Below are 25,869 nucleotides of genomic sequence, written 5' to 3'. Positions count from 1 at the left end.
AATGCCTTTTTAATATAGTACCGTTATTTTGTGATGCAAACTTATATAAATTGCTTTTTATATACAATCATTCCTTTTCTAGCAATTAAGCATCAAATTGAAATGGTTTATCCATGTTAATAGGAGATATCATCCAGACCAGTTAGCCTGTTAAACTGGTCTGGATGCTTTTTTATACTGTTTTAATGGCCTTCATGGCAGTCATTGCTTTTCGTAATACAGCACCTACTTTTTCTACAGGATGGTTGCGGATGGCATCATTAACTGCAATTAACTCCTGGTTATCAACAGCGCCATCTTTCCCCTCATTATAGTTCTTGCCAATGATGTCTGTATCAACTGTTTTCATAAAATCAGCTAATAAAGGTTTACAGGCATGATCAAATAAATAACAACCGTATTCAGCCGTATCCGAAATAACGCGGTTCATTTCGAATAGCTTTTTGCGTGCAATGGTATTGGCAATTAGAGGTGTTTCATGCAAAGACTCGTAATAAGCTGATTCCGGTTTAATACCTGCTTCTACCATGGTTTCAAAAGCTAATTCAACTCCTGCTTTAATATAAGAAACCATAAATACTGCATGGTCAAAATATTCTTGCTCTCCAATTTTAATATCCCCAGCAGGTGTTTTTTCGAAAGCAGTTTCACCTGTGGCAGCGCGCCAAGTCAATAAATTTTTATCTCCATTAGCCCAGTCTTCCATCATCACGCGGCTAAATTCACCCCCCATGATATCATCTTGGTGCTTTTGGAACAAAGGACGCATAATTGTTTTGAGTTCTTCAGCAACTTCAAATGCTTTGATTTTAGCCACATTGCTCAGTCTGTCCATCATCGCTGTAATACCACCTTGCTTTAACGCTTCCGTGATCACTTCGACGCCATACTGAACAAGTTTAGATGCATATCCCGGTTCAATTCCCTTTTCTACCATCTTGTCGAATGATAGGATGGAACCAGTTTGCAAAAGTCCGCATAAGATGGTTTGTTCCCCCATTAAATCTGATTTTACTTCCGCTACAAAAGAGGAACGCAAAACGCCTGCTTTGTGACCACCAGTACCCACGCAGTATGCTTTGGCTTCAGCTAAACCCTTGCCTTGAGGATCGTTTTCAGGGTGAACCGCAATGAGGGTAGGTACCCCAAAACCACGCAAGTATTCGGCTCTTACTTCTGAACCAGGGCACTTTGGAGCGGTCATAACCACCGTAATGTCTTTGCGAATCTGCTTTCCTTCTTCTACGATATTGAAACCATGTGAATAAGATAGCGTAGCACCTTCTTTCATTAAAGGCATAACAGCATCAATAACGGAAGAGTGTTGTTTGTCAGGCGTTAAGTTACTTACGAGGTCAGCTGTAGGTATAAGTTCTTCATAAGTGCCTACCGTAAAGTTGTTATCGGTTGCATTTTTCCATGAATCTCTTTTCTGTTCAATAGCTTCTTTCCGAAGTGCGTATGAAACATCAAGTCCACTATCCCTTAAATTGAGTCCTTGATTTAAGCCTTGAGCACCACAGCCCACGATGACGATTTTTTTGCCTTTTAGTGCGCTCACTCCATCTGCAAATTCACTAATATCCATAAATTCGGCTACGCCTAATTGATTCAATTTCTCTCTAAGTGGTAGGGTGTTAAAATAATTTGCCATTGTTTTATCTGATAATTGACGATTTACTGTTTTTAATTTTTAGTTATTATTTAGCTTCCGACCTTCAGCAATTGGTCTTCAGCTTTTTGTCTTTCACCTATTATTGCTCTTTTTATCGCTGTAGCAAAGCCTAGATGCAACGCATCATGATTTTGAAAATAATTGATAGCGTCTTCTATGCCTTTGAGTTCGAGACCAAAATGCAGTTTAGTAGGATTAAAGTTACGGAAAATACCTGCCTTCAAATCTATTCGTAATTCATCGATTAAAGTGTATGCTTTTTCCTTCAAATAGTTAATTTCTTCCTGATCAATAAATTTTTCAGGTTTAGACCCTTTTTGATAGCTTAGTATATACTGTTCTCCCATCTTAAGAGGTAATTCCGACAGCATATAACAAAGTTTTTGCTGACTCACCACAATATGTCCGAAATTCCAAGCAATATTGTTGTTAAATCCCGGAGGAATGATGTTAAGTTCAGCAATAGTCATTTCATCCATCAATTGAATAAAGTTCCTTCTTACTTGAATTGCTATGTCTATACTTGTTATGGCCATTGCTGATTACATGGTAAATATCTTATCCTGCTTGTCAAGATATTCGTTTTCTACAACATCTTGCGTCGGTTCTGCCTCTTCAAACTCCTTGAGCTTATTATGAAAACCTTTGCTGTCCTTGATGATGGCAATACGAGCACTTCTTACAAACTCAATCAGATTATATTCTGCCAAGGCTTCCGTAAGTTTATCTATTTCTTCTCGATGACCTGCTGTTTCAAATACAGTATAATCATTTCGGATAACCACGGCATGTGCACCATATTCACGTAATAAGCGTTCGATAGGTGCTTTTTCGGTAACGATATCTGTTGGCACCTTATAAAGCGCCTGTTCTTGCCATATTACCTCGTCATTTGTATTATAATATGCCTTTAAAACCTCAACTTGTTTTTCTATCTGTCTGCAAAGTTTCCGCACTACTTCCTCAGATTCGGTGATTACGATGGTGAACCGATGAATGCCGTGAACCTCCGAAGGTGAAGTATTGAGACTTTCAATATTAATTTTACGTCGAGAGAATATGATGGCAATCCTACTGATCATTCCTATTGAATTTTCAGTATAAAGGGTGATGGTATATTCTTGTTTTTCCATTACTTTTACTTTAATCTGATTTCGCTTACACTACTTCCTTGAGGTACCATCGGAAATACATTGTTTTCCTTGCCTACCATTACTTCCAACAAGTATGAGCCATCGTGCTCTAGCATTTCTTTCAATGCTTGTCGTAAGCTGGCACGTTCATTTACCTGTTTTCCTGAGATATAATATCCTTTAGCAACAGCCACGTAATCTGGGCTTGTGATGTTTACAAAAGAGTAGCGTTTATCATGGAACAACTGTTGCCACTGGCGCACCATACCCAAAAACTGGTTGTTAAGGATCAAGATTTTAACCTTAGCACCGAATTGCATAATCGTGCCGAGTTCCTGAATCGTCATCTGTATACCACCATCGCCAATAATGGCAACAACAGTACGGTCTGGAGCGCCATACCATGCTCCTATGGCCGCTGGAAGCCCAAAACCCATAGTGCCTAAACCACCCGATGTAACGTTACTTTTCGACTGTTTAAAGCGAGCATAACGGCAAGCCACCATTTGATGCTGACCAACATCGGTTACGATAACGGCATCGTCATTTGTCAGCTCGTTGAGCACATTGATAACTTCTCCCATGGTCATCTCCCCTTCACTAGGTTGCAATTCGTTATTGATGACTTCCTTTATCTCTTCTTGCTCAAGCTCTCTGAATTTCTGTAGCCAAGCGTCATGCTGATTCGCTTGTACCAACTGTGTAAGCAAGGGTAAAGTCTCCTTACAATCTCCCCATACAGGTACTGTAGTTTTTACATTTTTGTCTATTTCAGCAGGGTCGATGTCGAGGTGAATGATTTTAGCTTGCTTCGCATATTTATCTAGGCGTCCGGTAACACGGTCGTCAAAGCGCATACCGATAGCAATCAAAACGTCGCAATCATTTGTCAGTACATTTGGTGCATAATTTCCATGCATACCCAACATACCTACGTTTAAAGGATGGTCTGTTGGCAAAGCACTCAATCCCATAATCGTCCATGCCGCCGGAATTCCAGTTTTTTCTATAAAGGCCTTGAATTCGTTTTCGGCTTTACCTAATATAACACCTTGCCCAAAAAGCACAAATGGTTTTTTTGCTTGATTGATCAATTCCGCTGCTTGCGCTATATATTCTTTTCTGACAATAGGAGCAGGGCGGTAGCTTCTTATGTGATTACAAGCTTTGTAGCCTTCATAGTCAAATAATTGCAGTTGTGCATTTTTCGTAATATCTATTAATACAGGGCCAGGTCGACCTGTTCTTGCTATATAGAAAGCTTTTGCCAAGGCCGCTGGAATTTCACAGGCATCAGTTACCTGATAGTTCCACTTGGTAACGGGCGTTGTGATATTAATAACGTCCGTTTCCTGAAAAGCATCCGTGCCCAATAGATGTGCAAAAACCTGTCCGGTAACACATACAACAGGATTGCTGTCGATCATTGCATCCGCTAAACCGGTAACTAGGTTGGTAGCTCCCGGGCCACTAGTTGCAAATACAACGCCTGTTCTACCCGAGGTGCGGGCATAACCTTGAGCAGCGTGTATTCCCCCTTGCTCATGACGCACTAAAATGTGTTTCAGCTTATCGTTGTAATCATAAAGCGCGTCATAAATGGGCATAATTGCGCCGCCTGGATAACCAAATATGGTATCCACTCCTTCAGCAATAAATGCCTCCAATACAGCTTGTGAGCCTGAAATTTTTGTTGTTTTTGCTTTTTCCTCTTGTAGTTGCTGAGGAGTGTTTTTCGTTATTTCGAGCGTATTCATGTCCTTTTTGTTATTGGTTGTTTGTTACTCGTTATTCGTCTTATCGATATACCTGTTAACTATAGCAGTATTCTTTTCTCTTTCTTCTTGCTCTTCCGCTTTATTCATCCGTTACGCAGCCTTCAGCGGCATTTGAAACGGTTTTCGCGTATTTGTATAATACTCCTTTGCTTACTTTTAAACTGGGTTGTTTCCAGTTTCGCCTTCTTTCAGCAATAACGTCATCCGAAACTTTTAAATTAATTGTATTGTTGACAGCATCGATCTCGATAATATCGTTGTTTTCGACCAAACCAATTAAACCACCCTCAAAAGCTTCAGGCGTAATGTGTCCAACTACAAACCCGTGCGTACCGCCGCTAAAGCGACCATCGGTGATCAGCGCCACACTTTTTCCTAGGCCATAACCAATAATGGCAGAGGTTGGTTTTAACATTTCAGGCATGCCCGGTGCTCCTTTCGGACCTTCATTTTTAATGACAACGACGTCACCTGATTTTACAGTACCGCTAGCTAAACCTTCAATTAAATGTTTTTCACCATCGAAAACCCTTGCAGGTCCTTCGAAACGTTCGCCTTCTTTGCCAGATATTTTGGCAACGCTACCTTTCTCCGCTAAATTGCCATACAGAATCTGTAAATGGCCTGTTGGCTTGATTGGATTATCAAGCGTCTGCACAATGTCCTGTTTTTTTAGGTTGATCGGTTCAACATCCGCTAAATTCTCTGCCACTGTATTGCCGGTAACAGTTAAACAATCACCATGGAGCAAGCCTTCATTCAATAGATATTTCATTACAGCAGGTATACCACCATGTTGATGAAGATCTTGCATAAGATATTTACCACTGGGTTTGAAATCAGCCAATACAGGAGTTGTATCGCTCATGCGCTGAAAATCGTCTTGTGTGATTTCAACGCCGATGCTCTTGCCCATGGCAATGAAATGCAATACGGCATTTGTACTTCCCCCAAGTATGATAATGATTCGCAATGCATTTTCAAAAGCCTTGCGGGTCATAATATCTGATGGCTTAATATCGTTTTCTAACAGAATCCGAATATATTTTCCAGCTTCTAAACATTCTTTTTTCTTTTCATCACTTACTGCTGGATTAGAAGAGGAATAAGGAAGGCTCATACCTAACGCTTCAATGGCAGATGCCATGGTGTTCGCTGTATACATTCCTCCACAAGCACCCGCCCCAGGGCAGGTATGTTTAACAACGCCTATAAAGTCTTCATCCGAAATGGTGCCTGCTATTTTCTTTCCAAGTGCTTCAAATGCAGATACAATATTTAACTCTTCTCCTTTATAGTGCCCGGGGGCAATAGTACCTCCGTACACCATGATAGAAGGGCGATTTAACCTTCCCATAGCCATAATAGATCCAGGCATATTTTTATCGCAGCCAGGAATGGTGATAAGACCGTCGTAATATTGCCCGCCACAGATGGCTTCAATACTATCAGCAATAATATCACGGCTTACCAAGGAGTAGCGCATTCCATCCGTTCCATTACTCATGCCATCACTTACGCCAATTGTATTAAACACTAAACCAACTAAATCACTATCCCATACCCCCTTTTTGACCACTTGCGCCAAATCGTTCAAATGCATGTTACAGGTATTGCCATCGTAGCCCATACTTGCAATGCCGACTTGTGCCTTATTCATGTCTTCATCCGTAAGTCCAATGCCATAAAGCATGGCTTGGGCAGCAGGTTGTGTTTTGTCTTGCGTAAACACCTTGCTGTATTTGTTTAGTTCAGTTTTTTGTTCAGTTAGCATGTCGCTCTTAATATATTGTTCTTCGTTATTTGATTTGTAAATTTTATTGATCGGCTGCGCCTTGTTTCTACAGGTTTTGTATCTTAAATATTGTTTTCCCAAAATAGTAGCTTATAATTACATAGGCAATAGCTATATGGAATTTGTTCAATTTGATATTTTGTTTCTAAAAAAAGTATTCGTTCGAAATTTTATTTTGCGCAATATAGCTGTTTTATTATATAATTAGTCGTAAAATAGACTAAAACCTAATATGGTATACGGTATGTATTTATGTATGCATAATAAATTTCCGTCATTTTCTTCCTAAAATTGATAATCGGGTGAAAAAACTTGCAAAAAAGAAAGCCCGGCAATCATTTGATTACCGGGCTTTTTGACAATTGCTTTTGAGATTAATTTTCTTCTTTTATAACACCCTCTGCAAGCACGGTAATTTTATTATTGAGTACTTCTACTACGCCGCCTTTAATAATAATGACCTCAATATCCTTGTTATTACGAATAATAACTTTACCATCCTCCAGAGTGGAGATAATAGGTGCGTGATCTTTCAAAATTTCAAAAGAACCAGCGTTTCCAGGAACGGTTACAGAGGTTGCTTGTCCGTTGAATACTGATTGATCTGGTGTAATAATATTAAGTTCCATATTTTAAGATAGTATACACTATATTAAATGTTAAGCATTTGCTTCTTCCAATAGTTTCTTTCCTTTCGCTATCGCGTCTTCTATACCGCCAACAAGGTTAAATGCTGCTTCAGGGTATTCATCAACCTCTCCATCCATGATCATATTAAAGCCCTTAATGGTTTCTTTAATATCTACCAGTACACCTTTTAGGCCAGTAAATTGTTCAGCAACATGAAAAGGTTGCGATAAGAAACGTTGCACTCTACGTGCACGAGAAACTACTAATTTGTCTTCTTCAGAAAGCTCATCCATACCTAGGATGGCGATGATATCCTGAAGCTCTTTATAGCGTTGTAATGTCTCTTTAACACGTTGTGCAGTATTATAATGCTCGTCACCCAAAATAACTGGGTTCAAAATACGAGACGTTGAGTCCAAAGGATCCACCGCAGGGTAAATACCTAATTCTGATATTTTACGGGATAATACAGTTGTAGCATCCAAGTGAGCGAAAGTCGTTGCTGGGGCCGGGTCAGTCAAGTCATCCGCAGGAACATAAACAGCTTGTACGGAAGTAATGGAACCACGCTTTGTTGATGTAATGCGTTCTTGCATTAAACCCATTTCCGTTGCGAGGGTAGGTTGATAACCTACAGCAGAAGGCATACGTCCTAAAAGGGCAGAAACTTCTGAACCAGCTTGTGTAAAGCGGAAAATATTGTCGATAAAGAAGAGGATATCCTTTCCAGCACCTTCGCCATCACCATCCCTGAAATACTCAGCAATTGTAAGACCTGACAAAGCTACTCGCGCACGTGCGCCTGGAGGCTCATTCATCTGGCCAAAAACAAAAGTGGCTTTAGACTCTTTCAACGCTTCTGGATCTACTTGTGCTAGATTCCATTCACCCTTCTCCATGCTATGCAAGAACTCATCGCCGTATTTGATAATGCCCGACTCGATCATTTCGCGTAATAAGTCATTTCCTTCACGGGTACGTTCTCCTACACCTGCAAATACCGATAATCCTGAATAAGCTTTTGCGATATTGTTAATTAGTTCTTGAATAAGAACGGTTTTTCCTACTCCTGCACCACCAAATAAACCAATTTTACCACCTTTTGCGTATGGCTCCAATAGGTCAATTACTTTAATACCTGTAAAAAGTACTTCGCTTTCAGTGGAAAGATCCTCAAATTTTGGAGGTAAATTGTGAATAGGACGACCGTTCGATTTATCGAGATTTTTAATACCATCAATGGCATCTCCAACAACGTTAAATACACGGCCCTTAATGTCATCGCCAATAGGCATTTTAATAGGAGCTTTTGTGTCTGTTACGGGCATTCCACGAACAAGACCATCGGTAGAATCCATTGCGATGGTACGTACACGTTCTTCTCCTAAATGTTGCTGAACCTCTAAAACAATACGTTGTCCGTTTGCTTTTTCGATCTCCAATGCGTCGAAAATTTTCGGCAATTTAGCACCGTCAGCAAAGCTGACATCTACTACTGGTCCGATTATTTGCGCTATTTTTCCGGTGTTGGACATATAAGAAACTATGTTTTTTAAATAATGTACAGATTTATTGCCATTTAAGGGCTTTATTTCGGATTGCAAAAATACGCTTTATAGTGGAATATCAAACACTTAAATGAAAAGTTTTTTTATATTGTACACCAAAGGCCTTTAATACGTGCTGAACGAGAAAAATAGTGGTGTAATTGAGCTGTTTACGAAAGGGGCGAATGAATTAGATTCCTAGAATAATTGAAAATTGATGTGATTTAATTGAAGAAAAAGATTCTGTTCATAGCGTAACTACAGAGGCTCATTTAAAAGAGTGTTGATTATTAATGAAATGAAATACTGTTGATCTCAACTATTGAAAACTATAAACAAAAAATGAAGAAGATACTAGTCACTGGAAGCAATGGTTTGTTGGGACAAAAATTAACAGACGCCGCAAGAAAAGATTTGGAACTTGAATATATTGCCAGCTCAAGAGGAGACAATAGATATGCAACGGATGAAGGTTACAGGTATATTCCCTTAGATATAACCGACCACCATCAAGTAACATCTATGATAACAACGCTCCAACCAGACGTGATTATAAATACGGCGGCAATGGCAAATGTGGATGCTTGTGAAAAGGATCCCGAAGGTAGCTATACGTTAAATGTAGCAGCTATTGCCAATTTAATAAGCACCTGTGAAGCATACCCTATACATTTGATACATCTTTCAACTGATTTTGTATTTGACGGCGAGGATGGTCCGTACAAAGAGGAAGATAAGCCCAAACCCTTAAGTACATATGGCCGGCATAAAGTAGAAGCAGAAAAGTTATTACAACAATCTACTTGCCATTGGTCGGTCGTGCGCACTATCTTGGTTTATGGCATTGTGCAAGATATGAGTAGAAGTAATATCGTATTGTGGGCAAAGAATGCCTTGGAGAACCGCCAAGAAATCAGTGTGGTAAATGATCAATGGAGAATGCCAACCTTAGCTGAAGACCTTGCAATAGCATGTATCACGATTGCAAAAAAAGGAGAGAAGGGGATTTTTCATATAGCAGGGAAAGACTTATTAAGCATAGATGAAATGGTTGAAGCAGTGGCCGCGTATTATCATTTAGACGAGTCTTTTATATCTAAAATAAGTTCTGCAGACTTGAAACAGGATGCGTTACGACCGAAAAGAACAGGATTTGTTTTAGATAAAGCCTATAAGACGCTTCACTATGCGCCTCATAGTTTTGAAGAAGGGATAAAGCTTATGGATCTACAGCTGAAAGAAATTATGAATCAAAAATAACCATATCTTGAACGCTGTTGGCAATTATATGCGCTTTTCATTTTAGATAAACACATTAAAAATGTATCTTTAGCCGTTAACCTTTTTTGTAATATAGATGGCTTTGTTTCATGGGAAATGCTCCTGATTTAGCTCAATTCAATCTAAAACTGTATTTACTTTAAACTAAAAAATATGGAATCTTCTTTGTCACCAATCCTAATGATTATCGGGGCTATCGTAGCACTCTTTTTACTATTATATATTTTACCAGTTAATCTATGGTTTACTGCGCAGCTTTCGGGGGTGAAGGTGAACCTACTTAACCTGGTTCTTATGCGCTTACGTAAGGTGTCTCCATCTTTGGTGGTTAATTCTATGATAATTTCGACTAAAGCGGGGCTAAATATATCCTCAAATGATATTGAAACACACTATTTGGCAGGTGGAAATGTCAATAAAGTTATCAAAGCACTTATTTCTGCCGACAAGGCAAATATACCCTTGGATTTTAAATTAGCCACCGCAATCGATTTGGCTGGTAGAGACGTATTTGATGCAGTACAAATTTCGGTGAATCCACGGGTTATCAATACCCCCCCTGTTGCGGCTGTAGCAAAGGATGGCATACAGCTGATCGCAAAAGCACGCGTTACAGTTAGAGCAAATATCAACCAATTAGTAGGAGGCGCGGGAGAAGAAACCATACTCGCTCGTGTAGGGGAAGGAATTGTTACAACTATTGGTTCTGCTGTCAATCACAAGGAAGTATTGGAAAATCCGGATAAAATTTCTAAAACAGTATTGGGAAAAGGATTGGACAGTGGGACCGCTTTTGAGATTTTATCAATAGATATAGCTGACATTGATATTGGTGAAAATATTGGTGCTAAATTACAAACTGATCAGGCCGAAGCAGATCTTAAAGTCGCGAATGCGCGTGCGGAAGAGCGTCGTGCGATGGCAGTAGCGTCGGAGCAAGAAATGAAGGCCAAAGCACAAGAAGCACGCGCTAAAGTTATTGAGGCAGAATCTCAGATTCCACTTGCGATGGCGGAAGCTTTTCGTAGCGGAAATCTGGGTGTAATGGACTATTATAAAATGCAGAATATACAAGCTGATACAGACATGCGCGAATCCATTGCTAAACCTGGCGCTGAAAACAAAGGGAAGAATAAATAAATTTCTTTAGTTGCGGGTTGTGCGCTGTCAGTTGTGAGAGAAATAAAACCTTTTCTTAACTTTGTAGACTGATGAGCAGCGCAAGTCGACCTATTACGGATAAAGAGGTACTTTATGAAGATAATCACCTAATCGCTATTAATAAGCGTGCAGGGGATATTGTACAAGTGGATGATACAGGAGATGAACCACTTGACGAAAAGGTGAAACAATACCTTACCAAAAAGTATAACAAGCCAAATGGTGCGTTCCTTGGGGTTGTGCACCGCCTGGATCGACCGGTAAGTGGAGTCATTTTATTCGCAAAAACCAGTAAGGCACTCGATCGCATTAATCGAATGTTCAAAAGCAGGGATATGCACAAAACCTATTGGGCTGTCGTACGTAATAGACCTGCGCAACCTGAAGGAACTTTGGTTCATTGGCTTGTTAAAAATTCAGGTAAGAATGTGACAAAAGCCTTTGATCATGAGGTGAAAGGTAGCTTGCGGGCGGAATTGAGCTATAAATTAATAGGAGAATTGAATGGTTATTATCTGGTCGAAGTGAATCCGGTAACGGGCAGGCCTCATCAAATAAGGGTACAGTTATCTACATTGGGTTGTCCCATTGTTGGTGACAACAAATATGGTTATCCTAGAGGGAGTTTGAAAAAAAGCATTTGTTTACATGCGAGAAAATTAGCTTTCGAGCATCCAGTAAAAAAAGAGCTTGTTAATATCTTCGCAAGATTACCGCAAGATGGTTTTTGGGAACGTTTTGAGGTTTTTGGTGATTAGTTGAATAGTCGAGTAGTTAATTAGTTAAATAGTTGAGTAGTTAAATAGTTAAGTTTGGTAAGGATGTTCTGGTATCACTTAGCTTTTTTTAATTGTCCTTTTTATTTGTTAATTTGTCAACATGGAGAGAATTTGGATATATCAGGCAGATAGGTTGCTTACTGCAGACGAAGAAACGACCCTATTGAAAAGGTTGGGAGAATTTACTGCCGAATGGAATGCGCACGGCCATCAATTGTCGGCATCTGCCGAAATACGTTATCACCTTTTTATTATTTTAGCAATTGATCAAACGGTAACGATGCCAAGCGGTTGTTCGATTGATAAGTCAGTTCGTTTGTTAAAAGAGCTGGAACAAGAACTAAATATTTCACTATTTGATAGGATGCAAATCGCTTATCGGGAAAGAGATCATATTAATATTGTACCGCGTAGTACATTCGAAAAACTGATAGAAAAAGGAGAAGTTACGAAAGATACAATAGTTTTTAATAATCTCGTCGCTGATAGGGAAGCATTTAACAGAAGCTGGGAGACCCCTTTTCAGAACAGCTGGCATGCACAAGTATTTGCTTAATGAGCAGGAATTTTGCTGTGTCCCATATACCGAACAATTGCATTTGCCTTACGATTAATGTAATTGGTTGGTTTGGAGGGTTTCCATCTTCTTGGATTAGGAAGCACGGCAATTAGAAGTGCAGCCTGCCTTTTTGTAAGGGATGTAGCTGGCTTCTGAAAATAGGTGCGTGCCGCGGCGTCTGCACCATAAATGCCATCTCCTGTTTCTATGACATTTAAATATACTTCCAAAATTCTTTTTTTACTCCAAAAGAGTTCAATTAAAACAGTAAAATAAGATTCGAAACCTTTTCTCAGCCAAGATCTGCCAGGCCAAAGGAAGACATTCTTTGCTGTTTGCTGACTGATGGTACTACCTCCCCGCATGGTCTTTCCAGCTTTGTTTCTTTGGTAAGCGTCTTGTATAGCCTGTATATCAAAACCAGCATGTTCCATGAAGTTTGCATCCTCCCCGGTAATGGCAGCTCGTTTTAAATTGTCAGATAATTCGTCATAGCTTTTCCATTCTTTGTCCAATTTCCATTCTTTGCCCTCGATTTTCCTTTCAATCCCTCTTTGAAGCATAAGCCAAGTAACAGGGGGATTTATAAAGCGTAATAATAGGACCCATCCAGCAGTAATGATTATAAAGTAAAGGCATAGATAGGCCAGTAATAAACCGAATCTTCGTTCTTTAAAGAGCAGAACAAGTTTATTCTTGCCAATAAACAGCGGTCTATTCGCTTTACTTTTTTTATTTTTCCCAATAAATTTATTCTTTTTAGCTGTACGTTTTATAGCCATAGATGCGCAGCAAGATTTTTCGGATTTAAATTTGGCTGCAAACCTAAAAGAAAAAAATGAGTTTAACTTATTTCTTTGCGAGTTATTTATATGATGGTTTTTTCATTTAAATGAAATTTGCGCTTATAAGCTAGGGGAGTTTTGCCAGTTATTATTGCCGTTTTTGATGCTAAGTTCCTATAATAAAAAGCAAAGAATTGTGAATAATAACCGTTTAAAAAAATCCATCTTTAGCGTTCATAAATCGGTCGCTAACTAACGTTTATAAATTAAAAATCTAATTTGTAGCAATATCAAATAATAAGCTGAAATTTAGTTTTGGGAATGCCATTAATGCGTTTCTCCAAAACTGACAAAAAACAATTATGCAGAACCTTCCAATACTAGACTTAACTATCGTAGGGATTTACCTGTTAGCAATGATTTTGGTAGGCATTTGGTTTTCTAAAAAAAATAAAAATGCGGAACAGTTTACAAAGGCTTCTGGAGGTATTCCAGGATGGGCAATAGGCTTGTCAATATATGCCACCTTCTTAAGCAGCAACACCTTTTTAGGAGTGCCTGGTAAAGCCTTTGGAAGTAATTGGAATTCTTTTGTTTTCAGTATTTCCATGCCTTTTGCTGCGTGGATAGCTGTTAAGTATTTTGTTCCTTTTTATAGAAGTACAGGGGAAGTGTCTGCTTATACACATTTAGAAAACCGTTTTGGCCCTTGGGCAAGAACCTATGCGGTGCTTTGCTTTCTGCTTACACAACTCGCCCGTATGGGGTCAATATTTTTTGGAATCGCCTTAAGTCTTCAAGCACTTACAGGATATTCGATGGAAATGATTATGATCGTTACAGGTATTTGCATTATCATATATACTGTTTTAGGAGGGATAGAAGCCGTTATTTGGACGGAAGTGGTGCAAGGGGTAATAAAAACTTTAGGTGCCTTATTGATAATTTTTTTAGTGGTTTCAAACATGCCCGGAGGTGTTTCCAAGATAATAGAAATCGGAAAGGCCCATCATAAATTCAGTCTAGGAAGTGTTACGCCCGATTTTACAACAGCAACTTTTTGGGTAGTACTCCTTTATGGTTTTTTTATCAATTTAAATAATTTTGGTATGGACCAAAATTATGTTCAACGATATCATACAGCTTCTTCTGCAAAGGAAGCAGGCAAATCCGTATGGCTTTGTGTATGGATCTATTTACCTGCATCTATGCTATTTTTTATTATCGGAAGTTGTTTATACGCATTTTATCAGGAAAACCCTTCGTTGATTGAACCGGTGAAAATACAGGTAGCTGCTGAACGGTTAGGGAAACTCGCTTCTACTCAAGAGATAAGTTCTTTAGCGGCGACTTTGCAACCGGTCGACTATGGCGATAAAGTTATGCCCTACTTTATGGTCACAAAAATGCCTACCGGCTTAATAGGGTTGATCGTTTCTGCCATCTTATCCGCGGCAATGAGCACTATTAGTTCGGGAATGAATGCTTCTGCTACCGTGTTTTCGGTTGATATTTATCAACGCTATATAAAACAGGGGCAGGACGATAAGCAGATGTTAAAACTATTACATGTTGCGACGATCGTTTTTGGTCTTTTAGGAATGGTTACCGGTGTTATGATGATTGGTGTGAAGAGTATATTGGATATTTGGTGGCAATTATCGGGAATTTTTGCCGGTGGCATGCTCGGATTGTTCCTACTTGGAATGTTAAGTAAAAAAGCGGGGAATACTGCTGCTATGGCAGCAACAATAGTTGGGATCTTTGTTATTTTATGGATGAGCCTTTCCTATCTAATACCTCCTTCTTATGGCTATCTGAAAAGTAGTTTACATGCCAATATGATTATTGTTGTCGGGACGTTGACGATCTATCTGGTCGGGGTCTTTACGGCTTCAATTTGTGGAAGGGGGAAGTCGTTAAATAGTTAATTAGCCGATGGGATGATGGGGCCGGTGCGGGCTTAAAGTTTAGTGCCTCACACGCTAATATCCTATAATTTGCAGCAAATATATTATAAGAAATATCCTTTGATGGCCGATAACTTTGTTTTTTAAGTAACCTATAGTTTTAACTAACCAGAACGCAGTGATTTTGCGCATATAATACTAAAACAGGAAGCTTTACTATATTTATCACCGTGCATTTATTAAAATGAAAGAAAAACAAAAAGGGTTTATTCCTGTAATGCTAACCCCATATACTGAAGAAGGGAAAATCGACTTTAATGGTTTATCGTCTTTGACGGAGTTTTATTTGGCTTCCGGCGCGTCTGGTTTATTTGCTAATTGTCAATCAAGTGAGATGTTTGAACTTTCAGCAGATGAAAGTTTGGACATTATTGAACAGGTGGTAAAGGTAGTAAATGGAAGAGTGCCAGTCGTAGCTGCTTGTTCGATAGCTGGTACCATTGATAAACAGGCTGCGTTCGTAAAACGAATATATGGTTTGGGTGTGGAGGCTGTTATTATGATTACTGGTTTAATAGCTGAAGAACATGAATCGAATGAAATGTTCGACAAAAAAGTGTCGGATCTTTTTGCTTTAACTGATCAAATTCCACTAGGCTTTTACGAATGCCCCGAACCTTATAAAAGGGTGCTTAGCGCTCAACAATTACAAGACTATGTAAAAACGGGAAGAGTTATATATCATAAAGACACCTGTTTGGACATTCAGCAAGTCCGCGCTAAAATAGCGGGAACGAGTGGCGCAAATTTCGGTTTATACGATGCGTATATGGCACATGCGGTAGCATCGTTAAAAGCAGGGGCTGCTGGTTTGTCATGTATACAAGGAAATTATTTTCCTGAAATGATTGTCTGGCTCTGTGAAAATTATGATAATGAAAACCGTCGAGACGAAGTGGAGATAGTACAGGAATTTTTAGTACAGCATATGGATATTATGCATACGGTATATCCCATCGTTTCTAAATACTTTTTGCAGAAAAGAGGGCTTGATATATCCCTTTACACTAGAAGAAAAGTAGGAGCTTTTGATAGCGCTATCAAAACCGCTATCGACAAACTTTACGCCGATTATACCATATTAGCAGGCCGTTTAGGTATATCGTATCTAAGTGCACATTTGAGATAGCTATAAGATTATGACAAACAGAGGAATGAAGGATCAACCGCGCATGTTATTAATGACATTAGTCTGCCTGACAATGTTTTCAATCAGCTTTGCTCAAGAAAAAAACCTTATATTGAATAATACCCTTTTAAAAGAAGAGGTACAATATTACAATTCAATAGATGGCGAGGCTGTTGTAAATTACGTATCAAATAAAGATTCTTACGATTGGCTGTTAAAAAATATACCGCTGTTTGAATGTCCAGATTCTGTTTTACAACGTACTTATTATTATCGTTGGTGGAGTTTTAGAAAGCATCTTAAGCAAACACCTGATGGATTCATTTTTACAGAATTCATTGAGCCTGTAAGTCATGCAGGTAAATATAATGCTATCAGCTGTGCTTTAGGGCATCATATCTATGAAGCACGCTGGCTAAAAGATCAGCAATATATCAATCAATATATAGATTTCTGGTTGACGAAGGAGCCTACGTATAAACCCTCTAAATTCCATTCATTCAGTAGCTGGCTAAGTGATGCCGTTTATGGTCTTTACCTGGTTAATCACAATGACGGGCAATTAGCTAAATGGTTCCCGCTGTTGGATAAAGATTATGAGCGTTGGGAAGGTGAACGTCAATTATCAACCGGAATGTTTTGGCAGTATGACGTGAAAGACGGGATGGAAGAATCTGTAAGTGGCGGAAGAAGAATACAAAATAGGCGCCCGTCCATTAATAGCTATATGTATGGAAATGCAAAAGCATTAGCTAAGATGGCTTCTTTATTTCATAATGATAGTTTAACAGTTAAATACGATCTTAAGAAAGAGAAGTTAAAGCGATTGGTGTTAGATAGTCTTTGGGATGATACCGGTAAATTTTTCAGGACGAGACATCCTGATGGAACCTTAGCTGCCCGAGAAGCCATCGGATTTATTCCTTGGTATTTCGACTTACCAAATGATGAAGCAACATATGGAAAGGCTTGGTTACAATTGGAGGACACAGCCGGTTTCAATGCTCCCTGGGGGATTACTACTGCCGAACGTAGAGAACCTACTTTTCGCACACGCGGATCAGGTCAAAGCTGTGAGTGGGATGGTGCCGTTTGGCCTTTTGCCACAACCCAAACATTAAAAGCACTCGCAAATTTTTTAACTGAATATAAGCAGAATAAGCAAATTGACCAATCTATCTTTTATGAGAAGCTACATCAGTATGCATTATCACACCAAAAGAATGGACAACCCTATATAGGAGAATATCAGGATGAAAAAACAGGTTATTGGTTAAAGGGAGATAATCCAAGGAGTAGCTTTTATAATCATTCAGGGTTTTGCGATTTAATAATAAATGATCTTGTTGGCTTAAAACCTATGGCTGGAGATGGTATCCTGATAAAGCCGCTTATCCCGCAAAATTTATGGGATTGGTTTTGTTTGGATAATATTCCTTATCATGGACATATTTTAACCATAGTATGGGATAAAACCGGAAACAAGTACGGAAAGGGTAAAGGATTGCAGCTATTTGCTGATGGAAGAAAAATAGCTTCCTCCAAAAAGCTAGATTCATTAAAAGCAAAATTATAAATCTTGAAATTAATATGAAATTTTCGGTTCTCTTCACCATCTGTTCCTTCTTTTACGTAGTAGGCTTTGGCCAAACCTATTACAATGTAATAGATTATGGAGCAAAAAGGGACAGTTCTATAGTCGCTACGGAAGCAATAAAAAATGCGATTGAGAAAGCTTTTGAAGCCGGTGGTGGAACAGTTTATTTTCCTGCTGGAAAATATTTAACGGGGCCTATTCATTTAAAAAGCAATATAACCTTATTTATAGATGCTGGAGCTGAGTTGTATTTTAGCGATAACTTTGATCATTATCTTCCCATGGTTCCAAGTCGCTGGGAGGGGACGATGGTGACGAATTTTTCACCTTTTATTTATGCTTATGAAGCAGAAAATATTGCCATCATTGGTCGCGGTACGCTTAATGGCAATGGCAAAAAATGGTGGGCTTATTCGGAAGTCCATGTTAAAAATTCTCCAGAATCAAGATGGCAAAAGGAATTTCACAAACACAACAAGGAGGTGTTACATCCCGATTTACCGGGTTGGGTAGAACGTGGCTTTCTGCGTCCTCCCTTTATCCAGCCAATGTATTGTAAAAATGTAAGAATAGAAGGAGTGACCATAAAGAATTCACCCTTCTGGACGATTAATCCAGAGTTTTGTGACAACGTTACCGTAGATGGTGTAACCATTAACAATCCACCTTCCCCAAATACAGATGGTATTAATCCTGAGTCGTGTAGTAATGTGCATATTGCCAATTGCCATATAAGCGTAGGTGACGATTGTATTACTATTAAATCGGGTAAAGATCGTTCGGGGAGAAAAGAAGCCCGTCCGGCTGAAAACTATACCATCACTAATTGTACTATGTTAGCAGGTCATGGTGGTGTGGTGATTGGGAGCGAGATGTCTGGAGATGTAAAAAAAATCACGATCAGCAACTGTGTGTTTGATGGCACAGATAGGGGTATCCGAATAAAAACAGCGAGGGGAAGGGGTGGTGTTGTGGAGGATATTAGGGTAAGTAATGTGGTTATGAGGAATATCAAAGAGCAGGCTATTGTGTTAGATATGCAATATGCAAAAACAGTCAAAGAACCTGTTTCTGATCGTACACCCCGATTTAGAAATATCCATTTAAGTAATATTACTGCGCAAGGTAAACAGGCCGGTTATTTAAATGGCTTAGAAGAAATGCCCATTGAAGAAATTTCTTTTAATGATTTAGTGATGGATACCGAACTGGGATTTGATATCAAAGAGGCAAAAAATATTAGTTTTAATAATGTTTTAATAAATGCGGCGAAAGGCTCTGCAATTAAGGCTCAACAAGTGAAAGATTTACAGGTTAGAGGACTTCGTACATCGGAGGTTTTTACAGCACCTATACTAACCTTGGATAATGTACAAAATGTTTTTATAACGAATACTTTTCCTATGGCAACAGGCAGCATATTTCTAAAATTGCAAGGAGCAGATACAGAAGCTGTCATGTTGCGTGCAAATAATTTAGCAAAAGTGAAGGTGCCTGTGTCGATGAGTAATGAAGTCAAGGAAAATGCAGTCGTTAATGATTGATCATCGTAAATAATGGAGTTTATCTTTAAAATATTAACTAAAAAATATAAATCGTACCTCCTGTTGGTTTTGCTTTTTGGTAATATAAACGTACATGGTCAGTCGCTAAAGCTATGGTATCAGCAACCCGCTAAAGAATGGACAGAAGCACTTCCCATTGGAAATGGAAAACTGGGTGCCATGGTATTTGGCGGAGTTGAAGAAGATCGCATTCAATTTAATGAAGAATCTTTATGGACCGGAGGGCCTAGAGATCATAATATGCCAGATGCGCATAACTATTTGACCGAAATAAGAAAGCTACTATTTGAGGGCAAGCAGGCAGAAGCTGAAAAGCTGGCGGGCTTACATTTCATGGGAACCAAATCTGTTTCAGATGAACGGGCATCTTGGTTTAATAATGTGAGAGAAATTGTTAACAAGAAAGAAAATCCTTCACAACGGGCATTTGATGATAGTCAGTGGGCCAGATTAGATTTGCCGGTACATGATGGTTGGGAAAAAGCAGGTTTAGAAGGTCTTGATGGTGCCCTTTGGTTTAGAACAAACTTTGAAATTCCGAACGATTGGAAAGGGCAGGATCTAATACTGGATATTGGCAAGGTCCGTGATCAAGATTTTACCTATTTGAATGGCAGCATGATCGGCACAACAAATGATATGAATCAAGGAAGATTATATGTCATACCAAAAGAGCTGGTGCAGAAGCAAAATCAGTTGGCCATACAGGTATTAAATTATGATGACAAGGGGGGGCTTGTTGGTTATAAAGATGTCAAAAGAAAATTACGTATCTATCCCAAAGGTAAAGAAAACGGTAAAGAAATTTCGCTAAGTAAAACATGGAAATATTGGATACAAAACGAAGAAGCACCAAGAGTAGGTAAATACCAAGAAGCCTATCAACCATTCGCCGATTTACATTTAACATTTGATTCTTCACAAACTGTTACAAATTATAAAAGGGAGCTCAACTTAACGGAAGCTGTCAGTAAAACGAGTTATACCAGTAATAATATCAAATATGAACGTACATATTTTGCCAGTACGCCAGACAATTGTATTGCGGTACAGGTTGCGGCGGATAAAAAAGCGAGCGTAAACTTCAGTGCCTCTTTTAGCACGCCGCACAAAGTTTACGATATTAAAAAACTGAACGATAGTACAATTAGTCTATCCTTGAAAGTGAAGGACGGGAGTCTAGCAGGTGTTAGTACTTTACAAGTACGTCATCGAGGTGGAAATGTATCGGTTCGAAACGGAAGTATTGATATTAGCGGGGCAGATGAGGCCGTGTTACTATTAACAGCTGCTACAAACTTTAAAAACTATCAAGACATTTCCGCTAACCCATTTACTATTTGTCAAGAAAGGATAGGACGTTTAGCCGATAGGTCTTATGCCGCCCTTAAACAAGATCACATCAACGATTATCAAAGCTACTTTAATCGCTTTTCTTTAAATTTTGGAGTTGATGATCATGAATTCTTGCCGACCGACCAACGTATTGAACAGTTTGCTACTACGCAAGATCCCAATTTATTGGCATTATTTGTTCAATATGGTAGGTATCTGCTTATCTCAAGCTCTCGGCCTGGAAGCTTACCACCCAATTTGCAAGGAATATGGAATGATTTATTAACACCGCCGTGGGGAAGTAAATATACCACCAATATTAATGCGGAGATGAACTATTGGCCCGCTGAACCTACCAATCTTTCTGATTTAAATGAGCCGCTGTTTCGCATGATCGAGGATTTAAGCGTGACGGGGCAACGAACAGCAAGCGAATATTACAATGCCCCTGGATGGGTACTTCACCATAATACCGATTTATGGAGAGGAACGGCTCCCATTAACAATCCAAATCATGGCATCTGGGTAACAGGAGGAGCGTGGCTGTGCCAGCACTTATGGGAGCATTACCTATACACGCAAGACTTAACTTTTTTAAGAGAAAAGGCCTATCCGTTAATGAAGGCGTCTGCCAAATTTTTTGATAAGTTTTTAATAGCGGATCCAAAAACAGGCTGGCTTATCAGTACCCCCTCTAATTCGCCAGAGCAAGGTGGTTTGGTTGCCGGTCCGACGATGGATCATCAGATTATCCGCCAATTGTTCCAAAATGTGGCAGCAGCAGCAAGGCGCCTTGATGTTGATTCGGCATTTGAACAAAGGTTAATTTATAAAAGTGCGAAAATTGCTCCCAATCAGATTGGTAAACACGGGCAATTACAAGAATGGTTGGAAGATGTGGATGATCCAACAAATAAGCATCGGCACGTGTCGCATCTATGGGCTGTTTATCCTGGCCGTGAAATTAATTGGCAAGAGAATCCAAAACTAATGAAGGCAGCAAAAAAATCCTTGGTTTTTCGTGGAGATGCAGGAACAGGATGGAGCTTAGCCTGGAAAATTAATTTATGGGCGAGATTCAGGGATGCAGAACATGCTTATAATATGATTAAGATGCTTATCAGTCCGATGGCCAAAGGTGGCGGTGTTTATCCAAATCTTTTCGATGCTCATCCACCTTTTCAGATTGATGGTAATTTTGGGGGTACGTCAGGAGTGGCGGAGATGTTACTGCAAAGTCATTTAGGCACTATTGACATACTACCAGCATTGCCTAAAGCACTGAACGGGGGAGCGGTAACAGGCATTTGTGCCAGGGGTGGTTTTGAACTTAGTTACGCTTGGAAGCAGGGTAGACTAATGCGTTTAGAAGTGCTGTCGAAAGCTGGAGGGATATGCAAAATTAGATATGGGGGAACTACACGTGAATTTGAAACAGAAAAAGGAAGAACGTATGCGCTAGACAATCAATTGAAGTTAATAGATAGTAAAGATAATATTGTTGGTTACAATAGTTGGTGAAGACCATCACAGGTTTAGGGCCACCTAAGCCTGTTGATGCGTCTTGTTAATGATTAATACATCACGATGAAGATCAAGCTGATCATTTTATATATAGCCTTATTTATTACGCATAGGATCCAAGCACAGCAAATCCGTCAAGATTATTTATTAGATTCAAATTGGTTCACAATCGCACATGATACCGATTCTACAGCTTATTTGGGTTTTGAAAAATCCAGCTATAACACAGCAAAATGGAAACCGGTAAACGTGCCTCATAATTGGGATACCTATCATGGCTATCGTCGTCTGCTTCACGGAAATCGTCATGGCTATGCTTGGTATAGGAAAAAGTTTAAGGTTGCTAAGATACCGGACGATAAGCACTACTTTTTATATTTTGAAGGTGTAGGTTCTTATGCGACTGTATGGCTCAATGGTAAAAAAGTGGGCTACCATGCCGGGGGTAGGACAACCTTTACTTTGGATGTCACAGAGGCCATTGTGCTTGGCGGTGATAATATAGTAGCGGTAAGAGCAGATCATCCTGCCTCTATCCGTAATTTGCCTTGGGTATGTGGTGGATGTTCAGAGGAGCGGGGTTTTTCTGAAGGCTCTCAGCCAATGGGTATTTTTCGGCCAGTTCACCTCCAGGTAACAAACGCTACTAGAATAGAACCTTTCGGTGTACATATTTGGAATGACACAACAGTGTCTGAAAAGAATGCCCAGCTTCATCTTGAAACAGAAATAAAAAACTATGGTGCTTACAAAAAGAAAATAACCTTAATTAATCGCCTTGTTGATAGGAATGGGGATCTTGTTATCAGTGTTAAAAGCAGTAAAGACATTGATCCAGGAAGTACACTTATCTTTAAGCAGAAAACACCGGATTTTAAAGATGTACATCTTTGGTCTCCCAGCAGTCCCTATTTGTATACGATGGTAACCGAAGTGATTGCAGATGGCGAAGTAATAGACCATGTAAATACGCCCTATGGCATACGATGGATTAGCTGGCCAATTGATCGGAAAGACAAAGACAATCGCTTTTTTATTAACGGTAAACCTTTTTTTATTAACGGTATTGCCGAATATGAGCATCTTTTAGGAGGGAGCCATGCTTTTAGTGAAGAGCAAGTTAAGGCAAGAGTTCAGCAAATTCAGTCGGCCGGATTTAACGCTTTTAGAGATGCTCACCAACCGCACAACTTACGGTATCAGCAATATTGGGATAAATTAGGAATATTAAGCTGGACACAGATGGCCGCTCATATATGGTTCGATAACCAATCTTTTAAGGACAATTTTAAAAAACTGTTGACTGATTGGGTAAAAGAACGGCGTAACAGTCCTTCCGTAGTATTGTGGGGATTAGAAAATGAAAGCACGCTTCCGGAGGATTTTGCAAGAGAATGTTCAGATCTTATTCGGCAGTTGGATCCTACAGCATCTACACAACGTAAAGTAACCACTTGTAACGGGGGAAGTGGTACCGATTGGGATGTTCCCCAAAATTGGACCGGTACGTATGGGGGGGATCCAAATACCTATGCCGAAGATTTAAAAAAGCAAGTGTTGGTAGGCGAGTACGGTGCTTGGCGGACGATCGATTTTCACGCAGAAGCACCTTTTAACAAAGAAACCGCTCATAGTGAAGAGCGTATGACGCAATTGATGGAAACCAAAGTGAGACTAGCGGAGACGGTAAGAGATAGTGTCGCCGGACATTTCTTTTGGTTATTTAACTCGCATGATAATCCAGGACGCATACAGGGTGGCGAAGGTCTTCGAGATATCGACCGAATTGGGCCCGTTAATTACAAAGGGCTCTTTACTCCTTGGGATGAGCCTGTTGACGCTTTTTATATGTTCCGTTCTAACTATGTGGATGCGAAGGAGCAAGCAATGGTATATATCGTTTCTCATACATGGCCGGATCGATGGCAGCACGCAGGCATTAAAGATGAAATTACCGTCTATTCTAACTGTGAGGAAGTAGAGCTCTTTAATGATGTAGATGGTGTTTCTCTGGGAAGACACCAACGCCAGGGAATAGGTATACCATTTAAATGGAATCATGTAAACGTTCGTTATAATGTACTTTATGCCATAGGATATAGAAACGGGAGAAAAGTGGCTACAGACGTGATCATCTTACGAGGACTGCCGCAGTCCCCAAATTTTAGCAAATTATATAAAGGAGAAGAAAAAGTTGTTGACAATTCCAACTATCATTATTTATATCGTATCAATTGTGGTGGACCTGCTTATAAGGACCATGAAGGGAATCTTTGGCAGGCAGATAGGCAGCGTACCGATGAAACCGCTTTAGGGTCTTCCTCGTGGACGGCCAATTTTCAAGACTTGCCAAACACCTTTGCTAGTCAGCGACGCATATTTGATCCGATAAAAGGAACAGTCGACTGGCCTTTATTGCAAACGTTTAGGTATGGAAGAGAGGAGTTAAATTTCAATTTTCCCGTTCCAGATGGTGAATATCTGGTGGAATTGTATTTTGTTGAACCCTGGTTTGGTACGGGAGGTGGGATGCATGCTGAAGGTTGGCGACTGTTTGATGTGTCAATAAATGACAGTACAGTGGAAAGGAATATTGATATCTGGAAGGAAGTAGGGCATGATGCGGTGCTTAAAAAGACATACGCCGTACAAGCAAAAAATGGCTTGATTACCCTTGATTTTCCTCGAGTGGCATCCAGCCAAGCGGTTATTTCTGCTATTGCCATAGCTAGCAAAAAAAAGAGCGCGAAAACCATTGAAAACACTTCCTTGTTGGTCAAACAGTTGAAGGTTTCATCGAACTTACAGGTTAGTTTGGAAAGCTGGTTAGACATAGGTGATAAACTTTTTATAGGCAGTAAAGAATACTTTACGAAATTACCATCACATTTTTACGGTGCCGAGTGGCTTAATTTCTCTAAAAAAGCGCCAAAGTCAAATTCAGCTATTTCATTTTCTCTACATAAGGAGTCCGATATTTTTGTGTTGGTTCCGAGCGATTTAAAAGGAGACAATGACAACTGGTTAAAGGATTATGAAGATACACATACGATCGTTGAAACTTCAGCGCATTCAGGGAGGAATTTGCGTGTTTTTCGGAGGCGATTAAAAGGAGGATCGATTTTCCATTTCATGCAGAGAAACCTTCTTCCCCTTTATCCAATTATTATTGTTCCAGTTACAAAGTTGCAATCAGCCCATGATTTGAAACCCGTTACAACCTATAAACCTAGTCAAACAGCGATTCAAGGAAAGATTGATCAAACCACTTTTCTTGAAAAAGAAGCATTGATTGTGCGATCAAATGATCTGTCACAAATTGATTGGCCTATTGCCACAGGGGTAGCAGATACTTACAGCATAATGTTTAGATATGCCAATGAAACAACTGAAAAAAAGGATGCAATATTGATATTGCGTTCATTAGATGGTCAGATACTGCACCAGGAAAAGCTTTCTTTTTCTCCCTCAAAAAAAGATAAATGGGGATATCTTTATACGAATACCGGTACCATGATTAATGCCGGGAAGTATGTTCTCAGTTTAAAAATGGAAGGGTCCAAGCAACTTATACTATCTAATTTGGAAATTCAGTGAGTAGGGCTTGCGATGATAATATCCTACAA

18 protein-coding genes are annotated in these 25,869 nt (G+C 39.5%); 10 read left to right on the top strand and 8 right to left on the bottom strand.

Going from position 1 to position 25,869, the window contains the following annotated elements; translation table 11 throughout:
* Window positions 1–172: 172 nt before the first annotated feature.
* The 7 genes from ilvC to atpD all read right to left on the bottom strand — a co-directional run bounded on the left by ilvC (window position 173) and on the right by atpD (window position 8,546).
* Window positions 173–1,654: a ketol-acid reductoisomerase gene (gene ilvC, locus BMY50_RS18220; protein WP_093327181.1), complete on the bottom strand. Its 1,482-nt coding sequence runs from the start codon at window positions 1,652–1,654 to the stop codon at window positions 173–175.
* 50 nt (window positions 1,655–1,704) lie between these two features.
* The gene (locus tag BMY50_RS18215) at window positions 1,705–2,211 is read right to left on the bottom strand and encodes a DinB family protein (RefSeq protein ID WP_093327179.1); all 507 of its coding nucleotides are present in this window, start codon (window positions 2,209–2,211) and stop codon (window positions 1,705–1,707) included.
* A gap of 6 nt (window positions 2,212–2,217) precedes the next feature.
* Complete coding sequence (ilvN, locus tag BMY50_RS18210; RefSeq protein ID WP_093327177.1) at window positions 2,218–2,808, bottom strand: acetolactate synthase small subunit; 591 nt, start codon at window positions 2,806–2,808, stop codon at window positions 2,218–2,220.
* A 5-nt stretch (window positions 2,809–2,813) separates the two neighbouring features.
* Window positions 2,814–4,565, bottom strand: a complete 1,752-nt coding sequence (gene ilvB, locus BMY50_RS18205) for a biosynthetic-type acetolactate synthase large subunit (RefSeq protein WP_093327176.1) — start codon at window positions 4,563–4,565, stop codon at window positions 2,814–2,816.
* 100 nt (window positions 4,566–4,665) lie between these two features.
* Window positions 4,666–6,360 (bottom strand): dihydroxy-acid dehydratase, encoded by a 1,695-nt coding sequence (ilvD, locus tag BMY50_RS18200; protein ID WP_093327573.1) that lies wholly within the window; start codon window positions 6,358–6,360, stop codon window positions 4,666–4,668.
* Window positions 6,361–6,755: 395 nt separating this feature from the next.
* Window positions 6,756–7,010, bottom strand: a complete 255-nt coding sequence (atpC, locus tag BMY50_RS18195) for an ATP synthase F1 subunit epsilon (RefSeq protein WP_093327174.1) — start codon at window positions 7,008–7,010, stop codon at window positions 6,756–6,758.
* A 30-nt stretch (window positions 7,011–7,040) separates the two neighbouring features.
* Window positions 7,041–8,546, bottom strand: coding sequence for a F0F1 ATP synthase subunit beta (gene atpD / locus BMY50_RS18190; RefSeq protein ID WP_093327570.1), 1,506 nt, complete (start codon window positions 8,544–8,546; stop codon window positions 7,041–7,043).
* Between the two features lie 354 nt (window positions 8,547–8,900).
* Between atpD and BMY50_RS18185 the strand changes: the two genes are divergently transcribed.
* The 4 genes from BMY50_RS18185 to BMY50_RS18170 all read left to right on the top strand — a co-directional run bounded on the left by BMY50_RS18185 (window position 8,901) and on the right by BMY50_RS18170 (window position 12,335).
* A complete protein-coding gene (locus tag BMY50_RS18185; RefSeq protein ID WP_093327172.1) occupies window positions 8,901–9,818 on the top strand; it encodes an SDR family oxidoreductase in 918 nt (305 codons plus the stop codon).
* A gap of 174 nt (window positions 9,819–9,992) precedes the next feature.
* Window positions 9,993–10,979, top strand: a complete 987-nt coding sequence (floA, locus tag BMY50_RS18180) for a flotillin-like protein FloA (RefSeq protein WP_093327171.1) — start codon at window positions 9,993–9,995, stop codon at window positions 10,977–10,979.
* 71 nt (window positions 10,980–11,050) lie between these two features.
* Complete coding sequence (locus tag BMY50_RS18175; RefSeq protein WP_093327169.1) at window positions 11,051–11,758, top strand: RluA family pseudouridine synthase; 708 nt, start codon at window positions 11,051–11,053, stop codon at window positions 11,756–11,758.
* 121 nt (window positions 11,759–11,879) lie between these two features.
* Complete coding sequence (locus BMY50_RS18170) at window positions 11,880–12,335, top strand: ABC transporter ATPase (RefSeq protein ID WP_093327167.1); 456 nt, start codon at window positions 11,880–11,882, stop codon at window positions 12,333–12,335.
* On the opposite strand, the gene mtgA is transcribed toward BMY50_RS18170, so the two are convergent.
* Window positions 12,332–13,120, bottom strand: coding sequence for a monofunctional biosynthetic peptidoglycan transglycosylase (gene mtgA, locus BMY50_RS18165; protein WP_093327165.1), 789 nt, complete (start codon window positions 13,118–13,120; stop codon window positions 12,332–12,334). The two genes, BMY50_RS18170 and mtgA, sit on opposite strands and share 4 nt — an antisense overlap.
* 365 nt (window positions 13,121–13,485) lie before the next feature.
* Here mtgA and BMY50_RS18160 point away from each other — a divergent pair, with 365 nt between their 5' ends.
* From BMY50_RS18160 to BMY50_RS18135, 6 genes are all read left to right on the top strand, one after another.
* Entirely contained in the window at window positions 13,486–15,054 is a 1,569-nt protein-coding gene (locus BMY50_RS18160; RefSeq protein WP_093327163.1) for a sodium:solute symporter, read from the top strand.
* Window positions 15,055–15,277: 223 nt separating this feature from the next.
* The gene (locus tag BMY50_RS18155) at window positions 15,278–16,222 is read left to right on the top strand and encodes a dihydrodipicolinate synthase family protein (protein ID WP_093327161.1); all 945 of its coding nucleotides are present in this window, start codon (window positions 15,278–15,280) and stop codon (window positions 16,220–16,222) included.
* Between the two features lie 10 nt (window positions 16,223–16,232).
* The gene (locus tag BMY50_RS18150; RefSeq protein ID WP_238383815.1) at window positions 16,233–17,798 is read left to right on the top strand and encodes an MGH1-like glycoside hydrolase domain-containing protein; all 1,566 of its coding nucleotides are present in this window, start codon (window positions 16,233–16,235) and stop codon (window positions 17,796–17,798) included.
* 14 nt (window positions 17,799–17,812) lie between these two features.
* Window positions 17,813–19,363, top strand: coding sequence for a glycoside hydrolase family 28 protein (locus tag BMY50_RS18145; protein ID WP_093327159.1), 1,551 nt, complete (start codon window positions 17,813–17,815; stop codon window positions 19,361–19,363).
* 12 nt (window positions 19,364–19,375) lie between these two features.
* Window positions 19,376–22,240, top strand: a complete 2,865-nt coding sequence (locus tag BMY50_RS18140; RefSeq protein WP_093327157.1) for a glycoside hydrolase family 95 protein — start codon at window positions 19,376–19,378, stop codon at window positions 22,238–22,240.
* 66 nt (window positions 22,241–22,306) lie between these two features.
* Window positions 22,307–25,840 carry a malectin domain-containing carbohydrate-binding protein gene (locus BMY50_RS18135; protein WP_093327155.1) on the top strand — a complete coding sequence of 1,178 codons (3,534 nt, stop codon included), beginning with the start codon at window positions 22,307–22,309 and terminating at the stop codon, window positions 25,838–25,840.
* The last annotated feature ends 29 nt before the right edge of the window (window positions 25,841–25,869 follow it).

It is taken from the genome of Olivibacter domesticus (assembly GCF_900109575.1).
GTDB lineage: Bacteria > Bacteroidota > Bacteroidia > Sphingobacteriales > Sphingobacteriaceae > Olivibacter > Olivibacter domesticus.
This window is presented reverse-complemented; position numbering and strand designations above follow the sequence as displayed.

Coding starts and splice junctions, on each gene's coding strand:
- mtgA (WP_093327165.1), bottom strand. CDS start 13,120: ATGGCTATAAAACGTACAGCTAAAAAGAATAAATTTATTGGGAAAAAT.
- atpD (WP_093327570.1), bottom strand. CDS start 8,546: ATGTCCAACACCGGAAAAATAGCGCAAATAATCGGACCAGTAGTAGAT.
- BMY50_RS18170 (WP_093327167.1), top strand. CDS start 11,880: ATGGAGAGAATTTGGATATATCAGGCAGATAGGTTGCTTACTGCAGAC.
- BMY50_RS18160 (WP_093327163.1), top strand. CDS start 13,486: ATGCAGAACCTTCCAATACTAGACTTAACTATCGTAGGGATTTACCTG.
- ilvD (WP_093327573.1), bottom strand. CDS start 6,360: ATGCTAACTGAACAAAAAACTGAACTAAACAAATACAGCAAGGTGTTT.
- BMY50_RS18135 (WP_093327155.1), top strand. CDS start 22,307: ATGAAGATCAAGCTGATCATTTTATATATAGCCTTATTTATTACGCAT.
- BMY50_RS18175 (WP_093327169.1), top strand. CDS start 11,051: ATGAGCAGCGCAAGTCGACCTATTACGGATAAAGAGGTACTTTATGAA.
- ilvC (WP_093327181.1), bottom strand. CDS start 1,654: ATGGCAAATTATTTTAACACCCTACCACTTAGAGAGAAATTGAATCAA.
- floA (WP_093327171.1), top strand. CDS start 9,993: ATGGAATCTTCTTTGTCACCAATCCTAATGATTATCGGGGCTATCGTA.
- BMY50_RS18215 (WP_093327179.1), bottom strand. CDS start 2,211: ATGGCCATAACAAGTATAGACATAGCAATTCAAGTAAGAAGGAACTTT.
- ilvB (WP_093327176.1), bottom strand. CDS start 4,565: ATGAATACGCTCGAAATAACGAAAAACACTCCTCAGCAACTACAAGAG.
- BMY50_RS18185 (WP_093327172.1), top strand. CDS start 8,901: ATGAAGAAGATACTAGTCACTGGAAGCAATGGTTTGTTGGGACAAAAA.
- BMY50_RS18155 (WP_093327161.1), top strand. CDS start 15,278: ATGAAAGAAAAACAAAAAGGGTTTATTCCTGTAATGCTAACCCCATAT.
- BMY50_RS18145 (WP_093327159.1), top strand. CDS start 17,813: ATGAAATTTTCGGTTCTCTTCACCATCTGTTCCTTCTTTTACGTAGTA.
- atpC (WP_093327174.1), bottom strand. CDS start 7,010: ATGGAACTTAATATTATTACACCAGATCAATCAGTATTCAACGGACAA.
- BMY50_RS18150 (WP_238383815.1), top strand. CDS start 16,233: ATGACAAACAGAGGAATGAAGGATCAACCGCGCATGTTATTAATGACA.
- ilvN (WP_093327177.1), bottom strand. CDS start 2,808: ATGGAAAAACAAGAATATACCATCACCCTTTATACTGAAAATTCAATA.
- BMY50_RS18140 (WP_093327157.1), top strand. CDS start 19,376: ATGGAGTTTATCTTTAAAATATTAACTAAAAAATATAAATCGTACCTC.